The sequence below is a fragment of the Microbulbifer thermotolerans genome, from assembly GCF_900112305.1.
GTDB classification, from domain to species: Bacteria; Pseudomonadota; Gammaproteobacteria; order Pseudomonadales; family Cellvibrionaceae; genus Microbulbifer; species Microbulbifer thermotolerans.
In genome coordinates, this window is sequence record NZ_FOKT01000002.1 from 119,694 (window position 1) to 136,491 (window position 16,798).

Below are 16,798 nucleotides of genomic sequence, written 5' to 3' on the forward strand. Positions count from 1 at the left end.
CAAAATTCACCTGTCGGGCGCTAGCCTTAAAGGAAACCCTCAAACTGGAATGCCGTCATGAAGAAATTCTTGCGCAATTCGTTACTGGCCCTGGGACTTGTCGCATCCACCACCTGGGCCGACGCTACTGATGAACTGAGCCGCCTGTTGCAGCCCCTGGCAGGCCTGTCGGGCAAATTTCAACAGACCCTGGTCGATGAGCGCGGCAAAGTGGTGCAAAAGAGCAGTGGCAAATTCTCCGTACAACGCCCCGGTAAGTTGCGCTGGGAGACCGGCGAGCCCTTTTCGCAGCTTTTGGTGACCAATAACAAGCAGCTGTGGCTTTACGACCCGGACCTTGAGCAAGTCACCATCCGCCCGGTGGACAAGCGGATGAAAGAAACTCCGGCGCTGTTGCTCGGTGGCAAGGTGGAGGAAATTCGCAGTTCCTTCAGTGTTAAGGCAGCCAAAGGCGCCTATCAGTTGACCCCGAAGAATGGCTCGGCCCCCTTCAAGTCCATGGAAATCCGTTTCGGCAAAAACGGCTTGCCGTCGGCGATGAGCGTGCGCGATGGCATGGGGCAGACCACCAAGATCAAATTTAGCGGTGTTCAAGCCAACCCTAAGCTGGCTGCCTCCCTATTCAATTTCAAACCTCCGAAAGGTACCGACATCATCCGCGATGAGTGATCTGTTTCAATCAGTCCCACGGCCGTCGCCTTCGGGACAGCCCCTGGCCGCGCGCATGCGACCGGACTCCCTGGCTCACTATGTGGGTCAGGCACATTTGCTAGGGCCAGGGAAGCCGCTGCGCGAGGCCGTGGAGCGTGGCCAGTTACACTCGATGGTGCTATGGGGCCCCCCAGGCGTGGGGAAAACCACCTTTGCACGCCTGTTGGCAAAGGAGTGCGACGCTCGTTTTGCCACTTTGTCCGCGGTGCTTGCCGGGGTCAAAGAGATACGCCAAGCGGTCACAGAGGCCAAGCAACATTGGGCACAATACGGTCGCAGCACCATCCTTTTTGTGGACGAAGTGCATCGCTTCAACAAGGCACAGCAAGACGCATTTCTTCCGTATGTGGAGGAGGGTACGGTTACTTTTGTCGGCGCCACCACAGAGAACCCCGCATTTGAGCTGAACAATGCGCTCCTATCGCGGTGTCGGGTCTATGTGCTCCGCTCAATTGCCGAGGAGGAGTTACTGGGACTGCTGCGGCGTGCTCTGGACGAAGACGAAGAACTGGCCAAGCGCAATATCGCGGTGAGTGACCCAGTGCTGAAGAAAATCGCGAGAGCGGCCGACGGCGATGCGCGCAGTGCGCTCAATTTGTTAGAAATTGCCTGCGATCTCGCGAGAGAGGAGGGCGGCCGTCAACTGGTTGACGACACCGTATTATCGGAGGTACTGAGCGCGGATGTGCGTCGCTTCGATAAAGGTGGCGATTACTTTTACGACCAGATTTCGGCGATGCACAAATCCGTGCGCGGCTCAGATCCCGATGCCGCTCTCTACTGGTTTGCGCGCATGCTCGATGGCGGTTGCGATCCGCTGTATATCGCCCGCCGTGTGGTGCGCATGGCCAGCGAGGATATCGGCAACGCGGACCCGCGGGCACTGCAACTGGCGCTTAACGCCTGGGATGTGCAAGAGCGTCTGGGCAGCCCCGAGGGAGAGCTGGCAATCGCTCAGGCCGTGGCCTACCTGGCCGTGGCACCGAAGAGCAATGCGGTCTATACCGCGTTCAAGCGTGTTCTGGCGGATGTCCGCCACGATCCCAGCTATGATGTTCCGATTCACTTGCGCAACGCGCCCACCAAGCTGGCCAAGAGCATGGCCCATGGTGCCGAATACCGCTATGCCCACGATGAACCGGAGGCCTTTGCCGCGGGTGAGAACTATTTCCCCGAGGAAATCGCCGGGCGCAGTTACTATCATCCCGTGCCACGGGGGCTGGAGCTGAAGATTGGTGAGAAGTTGGAGCACTTGCGCCGGCTAAACCGCGAAAGCGACAGGCAGCGCTACCCAAGTAGCGAAAAAAACTGAGGACTGGTATGCAGTGGTTGGCGATTGCGGTCGGCGGTGCCCTGGGAGCAATGCTCCGGCACCTGGTTACTATTGGCAGTTTTAATCTGTTCGGGGGAAGGTTTCCCTACGGCACATTGATTGTCAACGTCATTGGCTCTTTTTTGATTGGTATCGCCTATGTCCTGATCGTCGAAAGGGCCCTGTTGGGGCAGGAGTGGCGGTTGATGCTGACCACCGGATTCTTCGGCGCTCTGACCACATTTTCCACATTCTCGCTGGAAACGGTCATGTTGTGGCACAATGGCCAGCCTTTGACGGCGCTGGCCAATATCCTTGTCAGCCTGATGCTGAGCCTGTCCGCCACTTTTGGCGCCATTGCGCTGACCATGAAATACTTTTAACGCAGTAACACAACCAAAATGCTCGACCCAAAACTCATCAGAACCCAAATGGATCAGGTGGCCGCGATCCTGCGAAAGCGCGGCATGGAGCTGGATACGGCGAAACTGAAAAGTCTCGAGGAGCGCCGTAAAGAACAACAGGTGCTCACCGAACGGCTGCAGAACGAGCGCAACAGCAAATCCAAAAATATCGGCCGCGCCAAGGCCGCTGGCGAGGATATAGCGCCCCTGCTAAAAGAGGTGGAGTCACTCGGCAGTGAGCTGAACCAGGCCAAGCAGGCGCTGGTCGAGCTGCAGGAAGAGCTGGATACGATTTTGTCCGCGATCCCGAACCTGCTGGACGATTCAGTACCGGAGGGAGAAAGCGAGGAGGACAATGTCGAGATTCGTCGCTGGGGTGAACCGCGGCAGTTTGATTTCGACATCAAGGATCACGTGGATCTGGGTGCGCAGTTGGGCGGGCTGGACTTCGAGATGGCCACAAAATTGACCGGTTCCCGCTTTGCGGTGATGACGGGACAATTGGCCAGACTGCACCGGGCCCTGGCGCAGTTTATGCTCGATACCCATATTGAGGAGCACGGTTATTGCGAGGCCAATGTGCCGGCAATCGTCAATGGCGACTCCCTTTTCGGCACTTCGCAATTGCCCAAGTTTGAGGAGGATCTCTTCAAACTGACCGACGAGCGCGGCTTCTATCTGATACCCACAGCGGAAGTTCCGCTGACCAACTTCTATCGCGATGTCATCGTAGAAGACGCCGAGTCTCTGCCGCATAAGTTTGCCGCTCATACCCCTTGCTTTCGTTCCGAGGCAGGCTCTCACGGTCGCGATACACGGGGCATGATCCGCCAGCACCAGTTCGAGAAGGTGGAGCTGGTATGGGTAACACGCCCCGATCAGTCGGAAGCGGCGTTGGAAACATTGACGCAACACGCCGAAACCATATTGCAGAAGCTGAAGCTGCCTTACCGCACAGTGGTTCTGTGCGGCGGTGATATTGGTTTCAGTGCACGTAAAACCTATGACATCGAGGTATGGATTCCATCCCAGGATAAATACCGGGAAATCTCCTCCTGTTCCCTGGTCGGGGATTTCCAGGCCCGTCGTATGAAAGCCCGCTGGCGTAATCCGGAAACCGGCAAGCCGGAGCTGCTGCATACACTGAATGGTTCCGGATTGGCTGTGGGGCGTGCTCTGATCGCGGTCATGGAAAATTACCAACGCGCAGACGGCAGCATCGAAGTACCGGAAGTACTGCGCCCCTATATGCGCGGGCTCGAAGTTATAGCTCCCGAGTCCTGAGAGGGGGTCGCTTGCAGAGTGCCTGTGTTCTGGCGCACAGCAAGGGCCCAATTTTGACAGCGAAGCTGGGTGTTGCGGATATCGGTTTTGCTGGCTAGAGGCCAAATGGCCGCAGCCAGACCTCTGGCACCGCACACCCCACAATTATCCAAGAGCCTGCCTTGCGCTATTTACCGCTCGCTTTCGACATCCAAGATCGCCTCTGCCTGATCGTGGGCGGAGGTTCCGTTGCCACGCGCAAGGCCCGTCTGCTGGTCAGGGGTGGTGCGCGCTTGCGGGTAATCTCACCTGCGACAACTGATGAGTTGGAGCAACTGGTCGCGGACAGTAACGGGCAGGTTTTCCAGGGCAACTATCACTCGGGGCATCTCGATGGCGTCGATTTAGTGGTTGCCGCCACAGGGGACAGGGAAATCAATCGCATTGTCTCCGCAGATGCCCGTGCCCGACACTTGCCGGTCAATGTGGTGGATGCCCCCGATTTGTGCACCTATACCTTTCCAGCCATCCTCGAACGCGGCCCCCTTTCCATTGGTATCAGCAGTGGTGGCTCGGCTCCGGTGCTGGCGCGCTTGATACGCGCGCAGTTGGAAGCACTCCTGTCACCAGGTATTGCTTCTCTGGCGGCGCTAGCCGGGCGTATGCGAGATCGTGTGAAAGCCGTACTGCCAGAAGAGCGCCGCAAGGATTTCTGGCAGTGGGTTTTTACTGGTCCTGTGGCCTCGAAAGTCGATGCGGGAAAAAATGCCGAGGCGGAAGCCCAACTACTTACAGCATTGGACGCGTGGCAGGGCAGCCCGGCGCCCTCTGGGGAAGTGTACTTGGTCGGTGGAGGCCCCGGAGATCCGGACTTGCTGACATTCCGCGCCCTGCGCCTCATGCAACAGGCCGACGTGGTGCTCTACGATCGCTTGGTCTCTCCCGAGGTGCTCGACTTAGTACGTCGCGATGCCAGGCGGATCTATGTTGGCAAGAAAAAGGAATTCCACTCAGTGCCGCAGGACAATATCAACCAACTTCTGGTGGATTTGGCCCAGCAGGGAAAGAAGGTGCTGCGTCTGAAAGGCGGTGATCCTTTTATTTTCGGTCGGGGCGGAGAGGAGATCGACAAGCTGGCAGACGCGGGAATCCCTTTTCAAGTGGTGCCTGGGATTACAGCGGCTTCCGGTTGTGCGAGTTACGCTGGCATACCACTCACACATCGGGATCACGCCCAATCGGTCCGCTTTGTCACCGGGCATTTGAAGAAAGGGACGCTCGAGCTGCCTTGGGCGGAGTTTGTCTCTCCCGGACAGACGCTGGTTTTTTATATGGGACTGACCGGCATTGACACTATCTGTGCCAAGCTGAAAGAGCACGGCATGCCTGAGGGAACCCCGGCGGCATTGGTGGAGAAGGGAACCACCAGGGAGCAGCGTGTGGTTGTGGGGAATCTGTCAACACTCCCAAAACTGGCGAAGTCGGAAGGGGTAGAGGCTCCAGCACTGGCAATCATTGGCACTGTTGTCAGTCTGCACGAGAAATTGCGCTGGTACAGTTCCCGGTAAAACTGCACTCCGCGGAGTCTTTTGGGAGGGCATTCGATTGCCCACACCCCGGGCGCGGTAGGGCATCTATACTGCAAAGGAAGTTTGTACGCGGTGCTCTCAATGTTTATCGCCCTGATCCGTTTTTACTGCACTCTTTTGGTGCGCTTCTTTCTTCCCCGGATGGGCGAAATCTGCCTTCCCAATCCCCACGATAGTCACACGCGTAGGTACAGCCACCGCTATCGCTTGAAAAGAGGTTGGGTGAAAAACCTCTGGATAGGTACATCTCTGCTGATGCTCTGCTTCCCGTTACTGCCCTTTGTATTGGTAATCGGTCTGCTCACCTCTTTTCTCTCATTTGCGATCCTGGATGAGACCGTCTGATTAACGCAACCTGAGTGTGTAACGGCTTTCACTTTCCACTAGCGGCGATGGATTCCCCTCTACCCAATCTTTGTGACCACGGTCAAAAAATGGGGATAGCGGATGTGCGCTTTGGCCAGTGGCCATATGAAAGATGGCGTTGTCCTCGCGCCCAGGGGCTACCACCATGCGCTCTGAGGCACCGTTAGTCGTGGATTGGAATCTGGGCATATGCGTGTCGCCGGGGAGTTGGTCCGCAGGCATCGCAGTGAACCAATTGATCGCCGCGATAGCCTTACCCAGTGGGTGTTGAATACGTACCGTATTTTCCACGCCCCAGGTTTGTTCCTGTAGCGAACGGTTGTCCGCTGACATTTCTTGTAATACCTGGTTCAGGGCTGCGAACTTGAGCGCGCGCCAGGATTCGTAATCCGGGTTTAGCAACTGTGAAGGCTCCCGCTGAGCCATTTCCCACAAGGCATATTCGAACTGACGTTTGACGGGGCCGAAGGAAAAATCCGGTTGATAGCGGCGCATGTAGCTGAGTATTGGCGCCGTAGTGAGCTCCATAAACTTCAGGCGGTAATTTCGGACAATGCGATAGCCGACGGAGTCGGCACTGGCCCGACCTCCCCAGTGTTTCACTTGGTGGCGCACGTCTGTGTAGCTTTCTTCTCCATCCAATAGCTCCAGTAGGTGCTCCTGCCACCGCTGTAGAAAAATAGCACGATCGTCCAGCTGTATATTCAGTAGATCTTGCTCACTAAAAGTATCGCGGGCAAAGAGGCGATCGCGAATCTGTTGTTGGCGGGCACCCAGGGCGTAACCGCGGTTACCCATAACTTTGAGGTATTCGCCATCCATGGTGCGGGCATTGGCTGTCCAGATGCGGTGCGAAGGTGGGTCATAGATACGGGGCTGCTCCTCTACGGACAGGTAGCCATCCCAATAAGCTGAGCCGTCGGCCCAGGAAACGGAGCGGCTGCCGTCGAGGCCGACGCGCCGCGGGATGGGGCCGGCCACTGTCCAGCCGATATGTCCTTTCGCATCGCCCACTACCATATTCTGGTGTGGAATTCCGAGCGACGGTCCGAGATCCAGGGCTTCTTTCGCAGAGGCAGCTGTTTCCAAGCGCAGCAGGTTCAGGTTGGCGCCTTGAATATCGTGAGCGACCCAGCGGTAGGCCAGGGGAACCCCGCGGTGGTTTTCTGCAACGACCGGGCCCCAAATGGTCTTTTTCACCTGGAGGACTTGCGGTTCTCGACCTTTGATTTCAATCGTCTCCCGCTCTATCTCGAAGTTGCGCCAACCTTCCGGTGTCAGGTATTGATCGCCCCTCTCGCTCAGTTCCAGGGGAATCAGATCGCCCCAATCGGCGGTGGTATTGGTAAAGCCCCAGGCCACTTTGCCATTGCTGCCCACCACCATGATGGGGCCTCCGGGCAGGGTGGCCCCACGGATCACCCGGCCAGTGCCGGGCAGATTCCAACCGGCCCGGTACCATATATTGGGGACATTCAGCGCCAAGTGCATATCGTTTGCCACAATGGCGCCATTGTGTGCTGTGAGGGCGCCGCCAACCACCCAGTTGTTGCTGCCGTAAATATTGTCCTCGCTCTCCATGCTTTCATAGGTGATGGCATCACCACTGTTAAGAAGAGAAGTAATGGAGGTGTCGGGGATGGTAACCGGTCCGCGGGCTTCACCGATCAATGGCGCGTCCCAGCTGCCGCCCTCGGGAAAATAAAATTCGTATAGGTCCCTGGGTAGCAAATCCGCAAGGGCGGTATCCCGCAGTTCGAATTTGCCGATGGGACTCTGCAATGTCAGATACATACTGAAGATCGTCAGCAGGCTATCGGCGCTGGTCCAAGGTTCCGGTTCCTGCCCGAGAAGCGTGTATTCCCAGGGATTGGATTTCAGCTGCCGCAGACCGAAATTCACTCCCGATACATAGCTGTCTAAAAGTTGTCTGTGGGCCTGGGGTAGGGCGGCGATATTTTGCTCGGCACGTTTGCGGAACTGGTGTCGGCGCACGGCCTTATCCTGTTCAAGCGCTACTTCTCCCACTAACTCAGACAACTCACCGGCGGAATTGCGGCGCAACAGATCCATCTGGAAGAAACGCTCCTGAGCGTGGAGAAACCCCAACGCGAATGCAATTGAATTGCGATCCCCTGACTCTATCAACGGTATTCCCTGGGCGTCCCGGTGAATCGTAACCGGAGCCTGCAGGGATCCACCGGTGTCCACCTCACCTTCCAGTATCGGCAGGCTTTGGCTCAGCCAGGTTCTACCCACAAAAACGGTAACTGCAAATAGAGCGGTTAGACCAATCAGTAGGTGGGGAATGCGGCGACGGGACAAGAGAGGGTACGCCATGGAAACTCCGAAGGACTTTTTATTTTTTGAAGATTCTAGCAATGAAGAAAAGCATAAAAGTAGTAACCCGAGGACATTGCACAGTCACAAAAGCCCTATTTTTGTTCTTCTGTGCGCCAAATGTATACGGGTAGATTTTTTGATAGCGTCTAGAACTGACTAGTCACTCAAAAAAAGTCATACAGACTTTCAAATCCTCTGCGGTGATCGTAAGATGGCGCCCAATAACAAAAAATTACTGGACATCACGCTTTTCAATAACAACAAACGCGAGGACGCGATGATGCATGACGCCGATCAAAGCTGGAAAACCCGCCAATTCAGGCTGTCGACTCTCTCCGGAGCTATTGCCTTTGCCACTGCGATCAGCGGCACGGCATATGCGGCCGAAATCGAGGAAGTCGTGGTAACCGCACAAAAGCGTGCGGAGAACCTGCAGGAAGTACCCATCGCCATTTCCGCCGTTACCGGTGAAAATATGAAGGCTATGGGGATCAAAAACCTGACTGACCTGGGTAAATCAACACCCGGCGTTGAAATGAACAACGACACCCCGCTGCAACCCACTTATAACATCCGCGGCATTCAGACTTCCGACTTTACCGTGGGTTCTGACCCTGCCGTAGCTGTGTATATTGATGGTGTCTATAACGGTCGCGGCGCCGGGGCGGAGGTCCCGCTGGCGGATATCGAGCGGGTTGAGGTATTGAAGGGCCCTCAGGGTACCCTCTTTGGCCGCAATGCCACGGGGGGGGCCATCCATATCATTACCAGGAAGCCACAAGCGGACGATACAACCGAATTGAATATTACTGCCGGTAACTATGGTCGCCAGTCTGTGGACCTACTCGTCAACCGCCAGCTGAGTGACAACCTGTACGGTCGTATCACTGCATCTACCAACCGCCGAGATTCCTTTGCTGACAACCTGGCCGGGGACTTCACTGCGGGAAACCAAGATACCCAGACCTACCGCGCTTCTCTGTTGTGGGAGCCTACGCCGGATACAGAAGTACTGTGGCGGGCTGAGTATGGCGTAATGGATCAGGGAAGTGCGCTGCGCTCGAGCATTGTACCCACCCTGCAAGCAATGGATGGCGGGAGCGATGTATTCGAAGACTATGCGCTGGATACCCCGACTATCGAAGACCGCGATTCCTTTGGCACTTCTCTCACCATCACCAGTGATTTTGACAACTTCACCTTTACCTCCATTACCGCCTTCAGCAAATTTGACGCACACCTGCAGCAGGACGAAGACGGCACGGCAAATCCGGATTACATGTTTGGTTCCGCCAACTTTGACGAGCAGGAACAATTCTCCCAGGAGTTCCGTCTCAACGGCGCTACCGATACATTGAAGTGGACCCTGGGTCTTTCCTACTCCCAGGAAAAACTGGAGCATTTGACCGACGCTTACTTTACTTCCGGGTCCCTTGAGTCTTTTGCGGTATACGAAGGGCTGAAGGGAAATCCTGAAGCTTTTGGAATTCCTCAGTCCGTGTTTGACCAGATGACAACAACGGAAAAAGAGGACTTGGCGGCTCAGATTCGTTCCACTATGGCAGCAGGCGGAATCCCGGCTATGCCGGAGGGGTCCGCGGTGTCGACTTTCGTCTACGACCTGCTGGTGCAGTCGGGACAGGCGGATGCGCTACTACAGCAGTTGGGGGCGCCGAGTGGCGTCACCGCCAGTATGCTGGATCGCAACCAAATGATTGCCCAGTTGATGGCTGGCATCGCCCCTTGGGTAATGGCGGATATCCCTTGGACAGAATCCGTTTTCAATACAGGGGATTATCGTTCCGCAGCCATCTATGGTGACTTTACCTGGAGCTTGACTGACAGGATGGATCTGACTATCGGCGCCCGCTATACCGCCGATGAAAAAGACTTTACTATCGAAAGTTCTTACCAAAACACCCTGCCGATTGCGCTGGCCGGAGGTGCCGTTGACTTGATCGGTCCTGATGGCAGTGTCATCGGTCAGTTGCCAATCCCTGCTGTGCCCTCCTGTGATACCGCGGCCTCGGCTCCCTGTATCCCCGCAGAGCGCTTTGGCATGGCGTTTAACAACAATGGCATTGCCGATTTGTATCAGGAGTTAGATGACTCCTGGAGTGATATCTCTGGCCGTATCGTGTTGGACTACCGCTGGAACGACGAGATCATGACCTATGTCTCGCTGTCAGAGGGCTTCAAGGCCGGTGGATTCAACAGCTTCAGTGCGGCTGAGGGCATTGATCCGTCATTCGACCAGGAAGATGTCACCAATCTGGAAATTGGCTTGAAGAGCAACCTCTTCGATAACCGTGTGCAGCTCAATGCGGCGGTTTACAGCTATGAGTACGATAACCTGCAGGAACTGGATCTGGTGGGCAAACCCATCCCCAACTACTACCTGCGCAATGCCGACGCGGAAGGGCAGGGCATGGAACTGGAGGTAGTCTGGGCCGCTTCCGATAACTTGCTGATCGCTGGTAACTACTCGCATTTGGAGACTGAATATACCCGCTATCAGATCCTCGAAGCCGCCGGTGAAACTGAAGAGGATTCCCTCGTTGGCGAACCGCGAGTGGGCACGCCGGAGAACAAGTTTAACCTAATGGCGGAGTACAACTTTGAGCTGGCTTCTGGTGCCAACGTGGTTTTGCGCGGCGACTACAACTGGACCGACGAGCGCGTCGGCACGGTTGACGACCCCACTCGTGTCGTGGATGACTATCAACTGCTGAATCTCCGCCTGGGGTGGAACAGTGCGTCAGACCGCTACTCCGCGGCACTTTGGGTCCAGAATGCGACAGACGAAGAAATCGTTGGCGGCTACGGCGGTACCGGCTCCGCAATTGGCGCCAGCCCGGCGTGGCGCTATATGCCGCGTATGTACGGCGCCGACTTCACCGTGCGTTTCTAAGTAAGCAGCCACATGCTGTAATAAAAGGAGGCGACACTCTCGCCTCCTTTTTTATTTCCGTCCTATTTTCTGGGCACCTCGGAAGCTACCATAGTGTTCACGCGAATTAATCAGAGGTTCCCTAGAGGACGCAAATTCAGCGGAGACCTCCTCATAACGCGCAATTTTCCCATCCAGTGCTTGCAGATAAGGTATTCCAGTAAATTTATCGCCGCTTTTTGAGAGAAAGTGGCACGGATTTTTACTTATAGGTTGGCATTGTTGTGGGAATTGGACAAAAACTGCGTATGATCAATAGCACCCTTTGGAAAAGGAATCCCAAGCGGCGGCACTCATGACGACTCTCGCCAGTGAGGTAGACATCGAAATCCGGCAACAACTCCTCACACATTACAGGCGGATACGCGGGGAGACGGAACAATTGGCCGATCCGCTATCGGCGGAAGATATGCAAATCCAGTCGATGACGGATGCCAGCCCCACCAAGTGGCACCTGGCGCATACCAGCTGGTTCTTTGAAACCTTTATTTTGCGTCAATACTTACGAGACTATCGGCAGTTCGATCCCTCTTTCCACCAGCTGTTTAACTCCTACTACAATAGTCTCGGTACCCCCTTCCAACGCCCGCAGCGCGGCCTGCTTTCCAGGCCTGATTTGGACACAGTTTTTGCCTATCGGCATACCATCGATAGTGCCATGGAAAAGCTACTGACCGATGGTCCAGTGAATAAGGAACTCGAAGCATTAATCATCTTAGGACTGAACCACGAACAACAGCACCAGGAATTGTTGCTTACTGATATCAAACACGCTTTTTCCATCAACCCCGTCAAACCCGCCTATACGGACAGCTCTCACGAGGACGATAGTCAAGCGCCTGCTCATACCTTGGAATGGCTGGAAATTCCCGGTGGTCTCTACAGTATCGGCGCTGAAGGTGAGCATTTTTATTTTGACAATGAGGGGCCGGCGCATCAGCAATTACTGCGGGACTTCCGTATTGCATCGCGCCTGGTTACCAATGGTGAATACCTGGAATTTATCGAAGACGGTGGCTACCGTGAACCCCGCTTGTGGTTGTCAGACGGATGGTCACTGATACAGCAGGATCAGCGGACTGCACCACTTTACTGGCAAAAAAGGGAAGGGCGCTGGTATCAATTCACGCTATCCGGCTTGCAACCCATCGTTGAGCAAGAGCCTGTTTGCCATATCAATTACTACGAAGCCGATGCCTATGCCGCTTGGGCGGGATGTCGCCTGCCAACAGAGTTCGAGTGGGAGGCGGCGGTCTGGATATTGCGTAAACCAGATCAACTGGCCACTGCCAATATGTTGGAGCAGCGCAGCTTCCGCCCTGTGGCGCCAGCCCCCGGTCAAACGCAGTTTCTCGGTGATTTGTGGGAGTGGACCTCCAGCGCCTATCTACCTTACCCGGGCTTTCGCGCCAATAGCGGTGCTGTCGGTGAATACAACGGCAAATTCATGTGCAATCAGAAGGTTTTGCGCGGAGGATCCTGTGTCACGCCTGCAGACCATATACGGATCAGTTATCGCAACTTCTTCTATCCTCATCAATCTTGGCAGTTTACCGGAATTCGCCTTGCTGGAGAGTGAATCGTGACTATGGCCTTGCCTTCCCAGAGCGAAGAACAGATACAGGACCGAGAATTTCTGAGGGATGTACTGGAAGGGCTGGGACGAAGACAGAAAGCACTGCCGTGCAAATATCTCTATGACGAGACGGGTTCCCGCCTTTTTGAGCGTATCTGTGAACTCGACGACTATTACCTGACCCGAGCCGAAGCCGATATCTTCTCGAAATATCTTACCGATATGGCCCGGCGGATTGGCCCCGCTGCGCTGATCGTAGAACCGGGCGCAGGCAATTGTAAAAAGGTTCAGCAGTTGCTTCGACAGCTCGATAGTCCAACAGGTTACTATCCTATTGATATTTCTCCGGAAATACTGATGGCCGCTCAGGGTAGGATGGCTGCACAGCTCCCCGGACTCACCATTCGGGCCGCGGTAGGGGATTTTAGTGACCCGGAGGCTTGGACTGGGCTGATGGATTTTCCCGCGTGTAAAAAAGTGGTGTTTTTTCCGGGGTCCACCATCGGAAACTTTTCACCGCAACACGCGGAGGATTTACTTGCATTCTTTAAGTCTATGTTGCAACCGGGAGATGGTTTGCTGATAGGGACCGATCTGGTCAAAGATGCCGTTGTGTTGGAAAGGGCGTATGCGGACAGTGAGCATGTCACAGCCGCCTTCAATAAGAACATACTCGTTCGCATCAACAATGAACTGAATGCAGATTTTGACCTTGCGCTCTTTGCCCACCGCGCTTTCTACCACCCATTACGGCAACGGGTGGAAATGCATCTGGTCAGTTTGAAGACCCATAGCGTCCATATCGCTGGGACAAGAGTGTATTTTGAGGAAGGTGAAACGATACACACTGAAAACAGTCATAAGTATTCTGTCGCAGGATTCAACTGCCTGCTCGGAAAAACCGGCTTTACTCCAGTCTGTCACTGGAGTGATATACAGCGGCGCTACGCGGTCCACTATGCGCAGGTCAATTGACGTTCTTATCGGCCTCTCGTTTCTGACAGTCCTTTATGCGGGTACATTTGCACTTGCAGCGGACTTTGAGGCAACGAAAAGACCTCCAGACATGGTGGTCTATAAGCACCCCTTGTGTTTTTGCTGTAAGAAGTGGATACGCTACCTGGAAGAAAAAGGGTTGGATGTACAGCCCATATCGCGCATGGATATGCGTGGCGTCAAAGGTCACTGGCATCTTCCGCCGGGGATGAGATCTTGTCACACTGCCGTTTGGCGGCAGCAATATGTGTTTGAGGGGCATGTCCCGGCAAGGTATATCCGGCGTTTCCTCCTTGATCCCCCGCCCGGCGCCCTCGGATTGGCCGTACCCGGAATGCCTGTCGGCAGCCCCGGAATGTACGATGGAAAAACCTTTGAACCCTATACGATATATCTGCTACTGCGGGACGGAGATTACCGTTATTACACCCGCGTTGAAGCTCCGGAATAGGAATAACTCCGACAGACTTTTTCATCTTACGATTGCTGACGAGTAAATAAGTACTTATACGTCAATACCGCATTGTTAGCCCATATCTATTGCCGTAAAAGGCATAATCTATTGGCAAGCTCAATATCCATGGTCTATTGGATTGAGTACCTCTCGCAGCAGTAGTGTCGCCCGACGCTTGGAGAGCACTCTGATAACAAATTGCGGAGGATTTCTATGTTCAGCTATAGTCTGAAGTCCACGGCACTCGCCCGGATGCTGCTCACCGGTATTACCGCCATTTCTCTCCCGGTACTTGCACAAATGGCTGCCCCGCCAAGCAGCTATATGCCAGTGGTGGACAAGGAAAGCTTCAATACCACTCTTAAGCGGATGCGGGCGGAAAAGTCCGATATCATCAAACGTCACAAGACTCTACTCAATCAGCGTTACGATCTCTCCAACCGCCCGGTTCAAGGTGTGACCATGAGTGGAGGTAAAGCGGTGCAGGGGGGCGTCAGAGTCAAACTTCCCCGTGGAACCACTTGGGACCAGCTGGCGAGAATGTCGCCGTCTGAGATCAAAGAAAAAGGGTTGTGGCCGGAGGGCTTTTATCCGTTGCCGCATCCTAATCAGAATGAAGGCGGAATGCTTTTTCCCCAATTTCACATCGATGAAGTCAAGAAATTGGAGGGTAGGGACCTCACCCGCTTCGATCTGGATTTTGTGCTTCCAGACGAATTTCTGCCGGAATTTCCGCCACCAATCTTCCTGACTACCCGCCCTGATCTGGGGGATGTATCCCAGGGGAAGCTGGTTAACCTGACCAACTACTATGACCTTTTCAATGGCATCCTAAACCCAAAACAACTGGAAGGTCTGCGCTTACTGGTGACTCCATTCCCGCAGCAACAATTCAATGCCACTTGGGACAGGCGTTCCGTAAAGCCAAGCCAGGGAGTCGCCTGCTTCGACTGTCATGTCAACGGTCATACCAATGCGGCCACGCACCTTGTGGGCGATATACGTCCGCAGAAGCACCGCCACCGCATAGATACCCCTACGCTGCGGGGCGTTAACATACAGCGTTTGTTCGGGTCTCAACGTGCCCTGAAAACTGTCGAGGATTTCACTGAGTTTGAGCAGCGAGCCGCCTATTTTGATGGCGACCCTGTGATCGCCACCAAGAAAGGAGTGAACATTCTCGAGCGCGGCAGCCAAGTGCACTTTATGGCGGAGCTACAGGAGCTCTTAGATTTCCCTCCAGCACCAAAGCTCAACCTGCTGGGCCGGCTGGACAAAAATATGGCGACGGAGCAAGAGCTGCGAGGAGAAGAGATTTTCTTCGGCAAGGGGCAATGCGCTGTCTGCCATATGCCACCGTACTTCACCGACAACCTGATGCACAACCTGCGCACTGAGCGCTTCTTCAAGCCCAAGATGATCAACGGGCGTCTCGCGAGTGCGGATGGCCCAATCAAAACCTTTCCACTGCGCGGTATCAAGGATTCTCCGCCTTACCTGCACGACGGTCGCCTAATGACGTTGGATGACACAGTGGAGTTCTTCAATATTGTTCTCGGTACCCAATTGACCGAACAGGAGAAAAAGGACCTGGTGGCTTATCTTTATACGTTGTGAGGGCTGACGAGGAAAAAGGGGCAAACCTTATTGAAGCAGTGGGTGAGGGAAGCGCCTTTTGTTTCCCTCACCGAACGGGTATCTTGGCCTCAGACGATTTCTGAGTGGATGTATGACCGAGAAGTTTTCCCCGGCTGCCGGCCTAGGAAACTGCCATTTGCAGACGGTATTTGCCCGCTTTCACCGGCCACAGCCCTGGGTATCCACAGATTGCCACTGGTTCGATACACCTGATGGCGACCGGCTGGCCCTGCACACACCGCGGGAGCTTAAAGATGACGCGACGAGGCCCCTGGTGCTGATCCTGCACGGTCTGGAGGGATCTGTGGCGTCTCCTTACGCCCAGGGGCTGATGGAATCTCTGCTGGAACGGGGTTATCAAGTTGCAGTGATGCACTTCCGCGGTTGCGGCGGTGTTCCCAACCGATTGCCGCGCGCATATCACAGTGGTGACAGTGAGGACCCGCGCTGGCTTGCAAAGCAGCTCAAGAGACAGCTGCCGAACACACCATTAGTGGCGGTCGGCTATTCTCTCGGTGGTAACGTCTTGCTGAAATGGTTGGGAGAGGATGGGAAAGAGAGTCCCCTCACTGCAGCAGTGGCAATATCCGCGCCAATGGATCTGCATGCCTGTGCCCGGCGAATAGACCGCGGCTTGTCCCGGGTTTATCAAAAACACCTGTTGGCCTGTCTGCGCCGTAGCTTGCGCATAAAGGCCGCGAACCCGGAATTGGCAGAGGCTATGCCAGACCTGGATGAGGAAGCACACTTTCGCAGTTTCCGCCACTTCGACAACGCTTTCACGGCGCCCATCCATGGCTTTCGCGATGTAAACGACTATTACACCCGTGCATCGAGTAAACCACTGCTGCGTTATGTCCAGGTTCCTACGCTGATTATCCACGCGGAAGACGATCCCTTTATCTGTCCCAGCGCGATACCCACTAAACCAGAACTCAGTCACTGTATCCGTCTGGAAGTGAGTGCAAAGGGTGGTCATGTGGGCTTTATCGGAGGCAGCCTCTTGCGGCCGGTGTATTGGCTGGAGCAGCGGATACCAAACTTCCTCGAATCAGTCCTGAACCGACGCTAAAAAGGTTACATTCTCATTACCGCCCGGAAGCGAATAATCAGAGCCTCCCTGAGCCTCAGGGAACCTCTGATCAATTCGCGTGAACACTATGGTAGCTTCCGGGGCGCTCAGGCAATAGGACGGA

Annotated in this window: 13 protein-coding genes; 12 read left to right on the top strand and 1 reads right to left on the bottom strand. The window is 54.9% G+C overall.

Translation table 11 applies throughout. The annotated features are described in order from the left end of the window. The first annotated feature begins 57 nt into the window (after positions 1–57). The 6 genes from lolA to BM155_RS03095 all read left to right on the top strand — a co-directional run bounded on the left by lolA (position 58) and on the right by BM155_RS03095 (position 5,624). Complete coding sequence (lolA, locus tag BM155_RS03070) at positions 58–669, top strand: outer membrane lipoprotein periplasmic chaperone LolA (RefSeq protein ID WP_067153261.1); 612 nt, start codon at positions 58–60, stop codon at positions 667–669. Next, entirely contained in the window at positions 662–2,023 is a 1,362-nt protein-coding gene (locus BM155_RS03075) for a replication-associated recombination protein A (RefSeq protein WP_067153263.1), read from the top strand. The genes lolA and BM155_RS03075 overlap by 8 nt, the downstream gene beginning before the upstream one ends. Positions 2,024–2,031: 8 nt before the next feature. Continuing rightward, a complete protein-coding gene (gene crcB / locus BM155_RS03080) occupies positions 2,032–2,406 on the top strand; it encodes a fluoride efflux transporter CrcB (RefSeq protein ID WP_067153266.1) in 375 nt (124 codons plus the stop codon). Positions 2,407–2,424: 18 nt separating this feature from the next. Then, positions 2,425–3,711, top strand: a complete 1,287-nt coding sequence (gene serS / locus BM155_RS03085; RefSeq protein WP_074901039.1) for a serine--tRNA ligase — start codon at positions 2,425–2,427, stop codon at positions 3,709–3,711. A gap of 161 nt (positions 3,712–3,872) precedes the next feature. Continuing rightward, a complete protein-coding gene (cysG, locus tag BM155_RS03090) occupies positions 3,873–5,258 on the top strand; it encodes a siroheme synthase CysG (protein WP_067153273.1) in 1,386 nt (461 codons plus the stop codon). Positions 5,259–5,360: 102 nt separating this feature from the next. Beyond that, positions 5,361–5,624, top strand: coding sequence for a hypothetical protein (locus BM155_RS03095; protein ID WP_074901042.1), 264 nt, complete (start codon positions 5,361–5,363; stop codon positions 5,622–5,624). Here the strand turns inward: BM155_RS03095 and BM155_RS03100 are convergent, their stop codons facing one another. After that, on the bottom strand, positions 5,625–7,985 hold the full coding sequence (locus BM155_RS03100) for a penicillin acylase family protein (protein ID WP_074901044.1): 2,361 nt from the start codon (positions 7,983–7,985) through the stop codon (positions 5,625–5,627). It lies immediately after the preceding gene. A gap of 214 nt (positions 7,986–8,199) precedes the next feature. On the opposite strand from BM155_RS03100, the gene BM155_RS03105 reads away from it, so the two are divergent. The 6 genes from BM155_RS03105 to BM155_RS03130 all read left to right on the top strand — a co-directional run bounded on the left by BM155_RS03105 (position 8,200) and on the right by BM155_RS03130 (position 16,674). Next, complete coding sequence (locus tag BM155_RS03105) at positions 8,200–10,899, top strand: TonB-dependent receptor (protein WP_254773095.1); 2,700 nt, start codon at positions 8,200–8,202, stop codon at positions 10,897–10,899. 334 nt (positions 10,900–11,233) lie between these two features. Beyond that, the gene (gene egtB / locus BM155_RS03110; RefSeq protein WP_074901392.1) at positions 11,234–12,517 is read left to right on the top strand and encodes an ergothioneine biosynthesis protein EgtB; all 1,284 of its coding nucleotides are present in this window, start codon (positions 11,234–11,236) and stop codon (positions 12,515–12,517) included. A gap of 9 nt (positions 12,518–12,526) precedes the next feature. After that, a complete protein-coding gene (egtD, locus tag BM155_RS03115) occupies positions 12,527–13,489 on the top strand; it encodes an L-histidine N(alpha)-methyltransferase (RefSeq protein WP_067153278.1) in 963 nt (320 codons plus the stop codon). Positions 13,490–13,718: 229 nt separating this feature from the next. Then, positions 13,719–13,961 carry a DUF411 domain-containing protein gene (locus tag BM155_RS17500; protein ID WP_254773114.1) on the top strand — a complete coding sequence of 81 codons (243 nt, stop codon included), beginning with the start codon at positions 13,719–13,721 and terminating at the stop codon, positions 13,959–13,961. Between the two features lie 216 nt (positions 13,962–14,177). Then, positions 14,178–15,581, top strand: a complete 1,404-nt coding sequence (locus BM155_RS03125) for a hypothetical protein (RefSeq protein ID WP_217641412.1) — start codon at positions 14,178–14,180, stop codon at positions 15,579–15,581. 112 nt (positions 15,582–15,693) lie between these two features. Next, positions 15,694–16,674 (top strand): hydrolase, encoded by a 981-nt coding sequence (locus BM155_RS03130; protein ID WP_067153282.1) that lies wholly within the window; start codon positions 15,694–15,696, stop codon positions 16,672–16,674. Positions 16,675–16,798 lie beyond the last annotated feature (124 nt).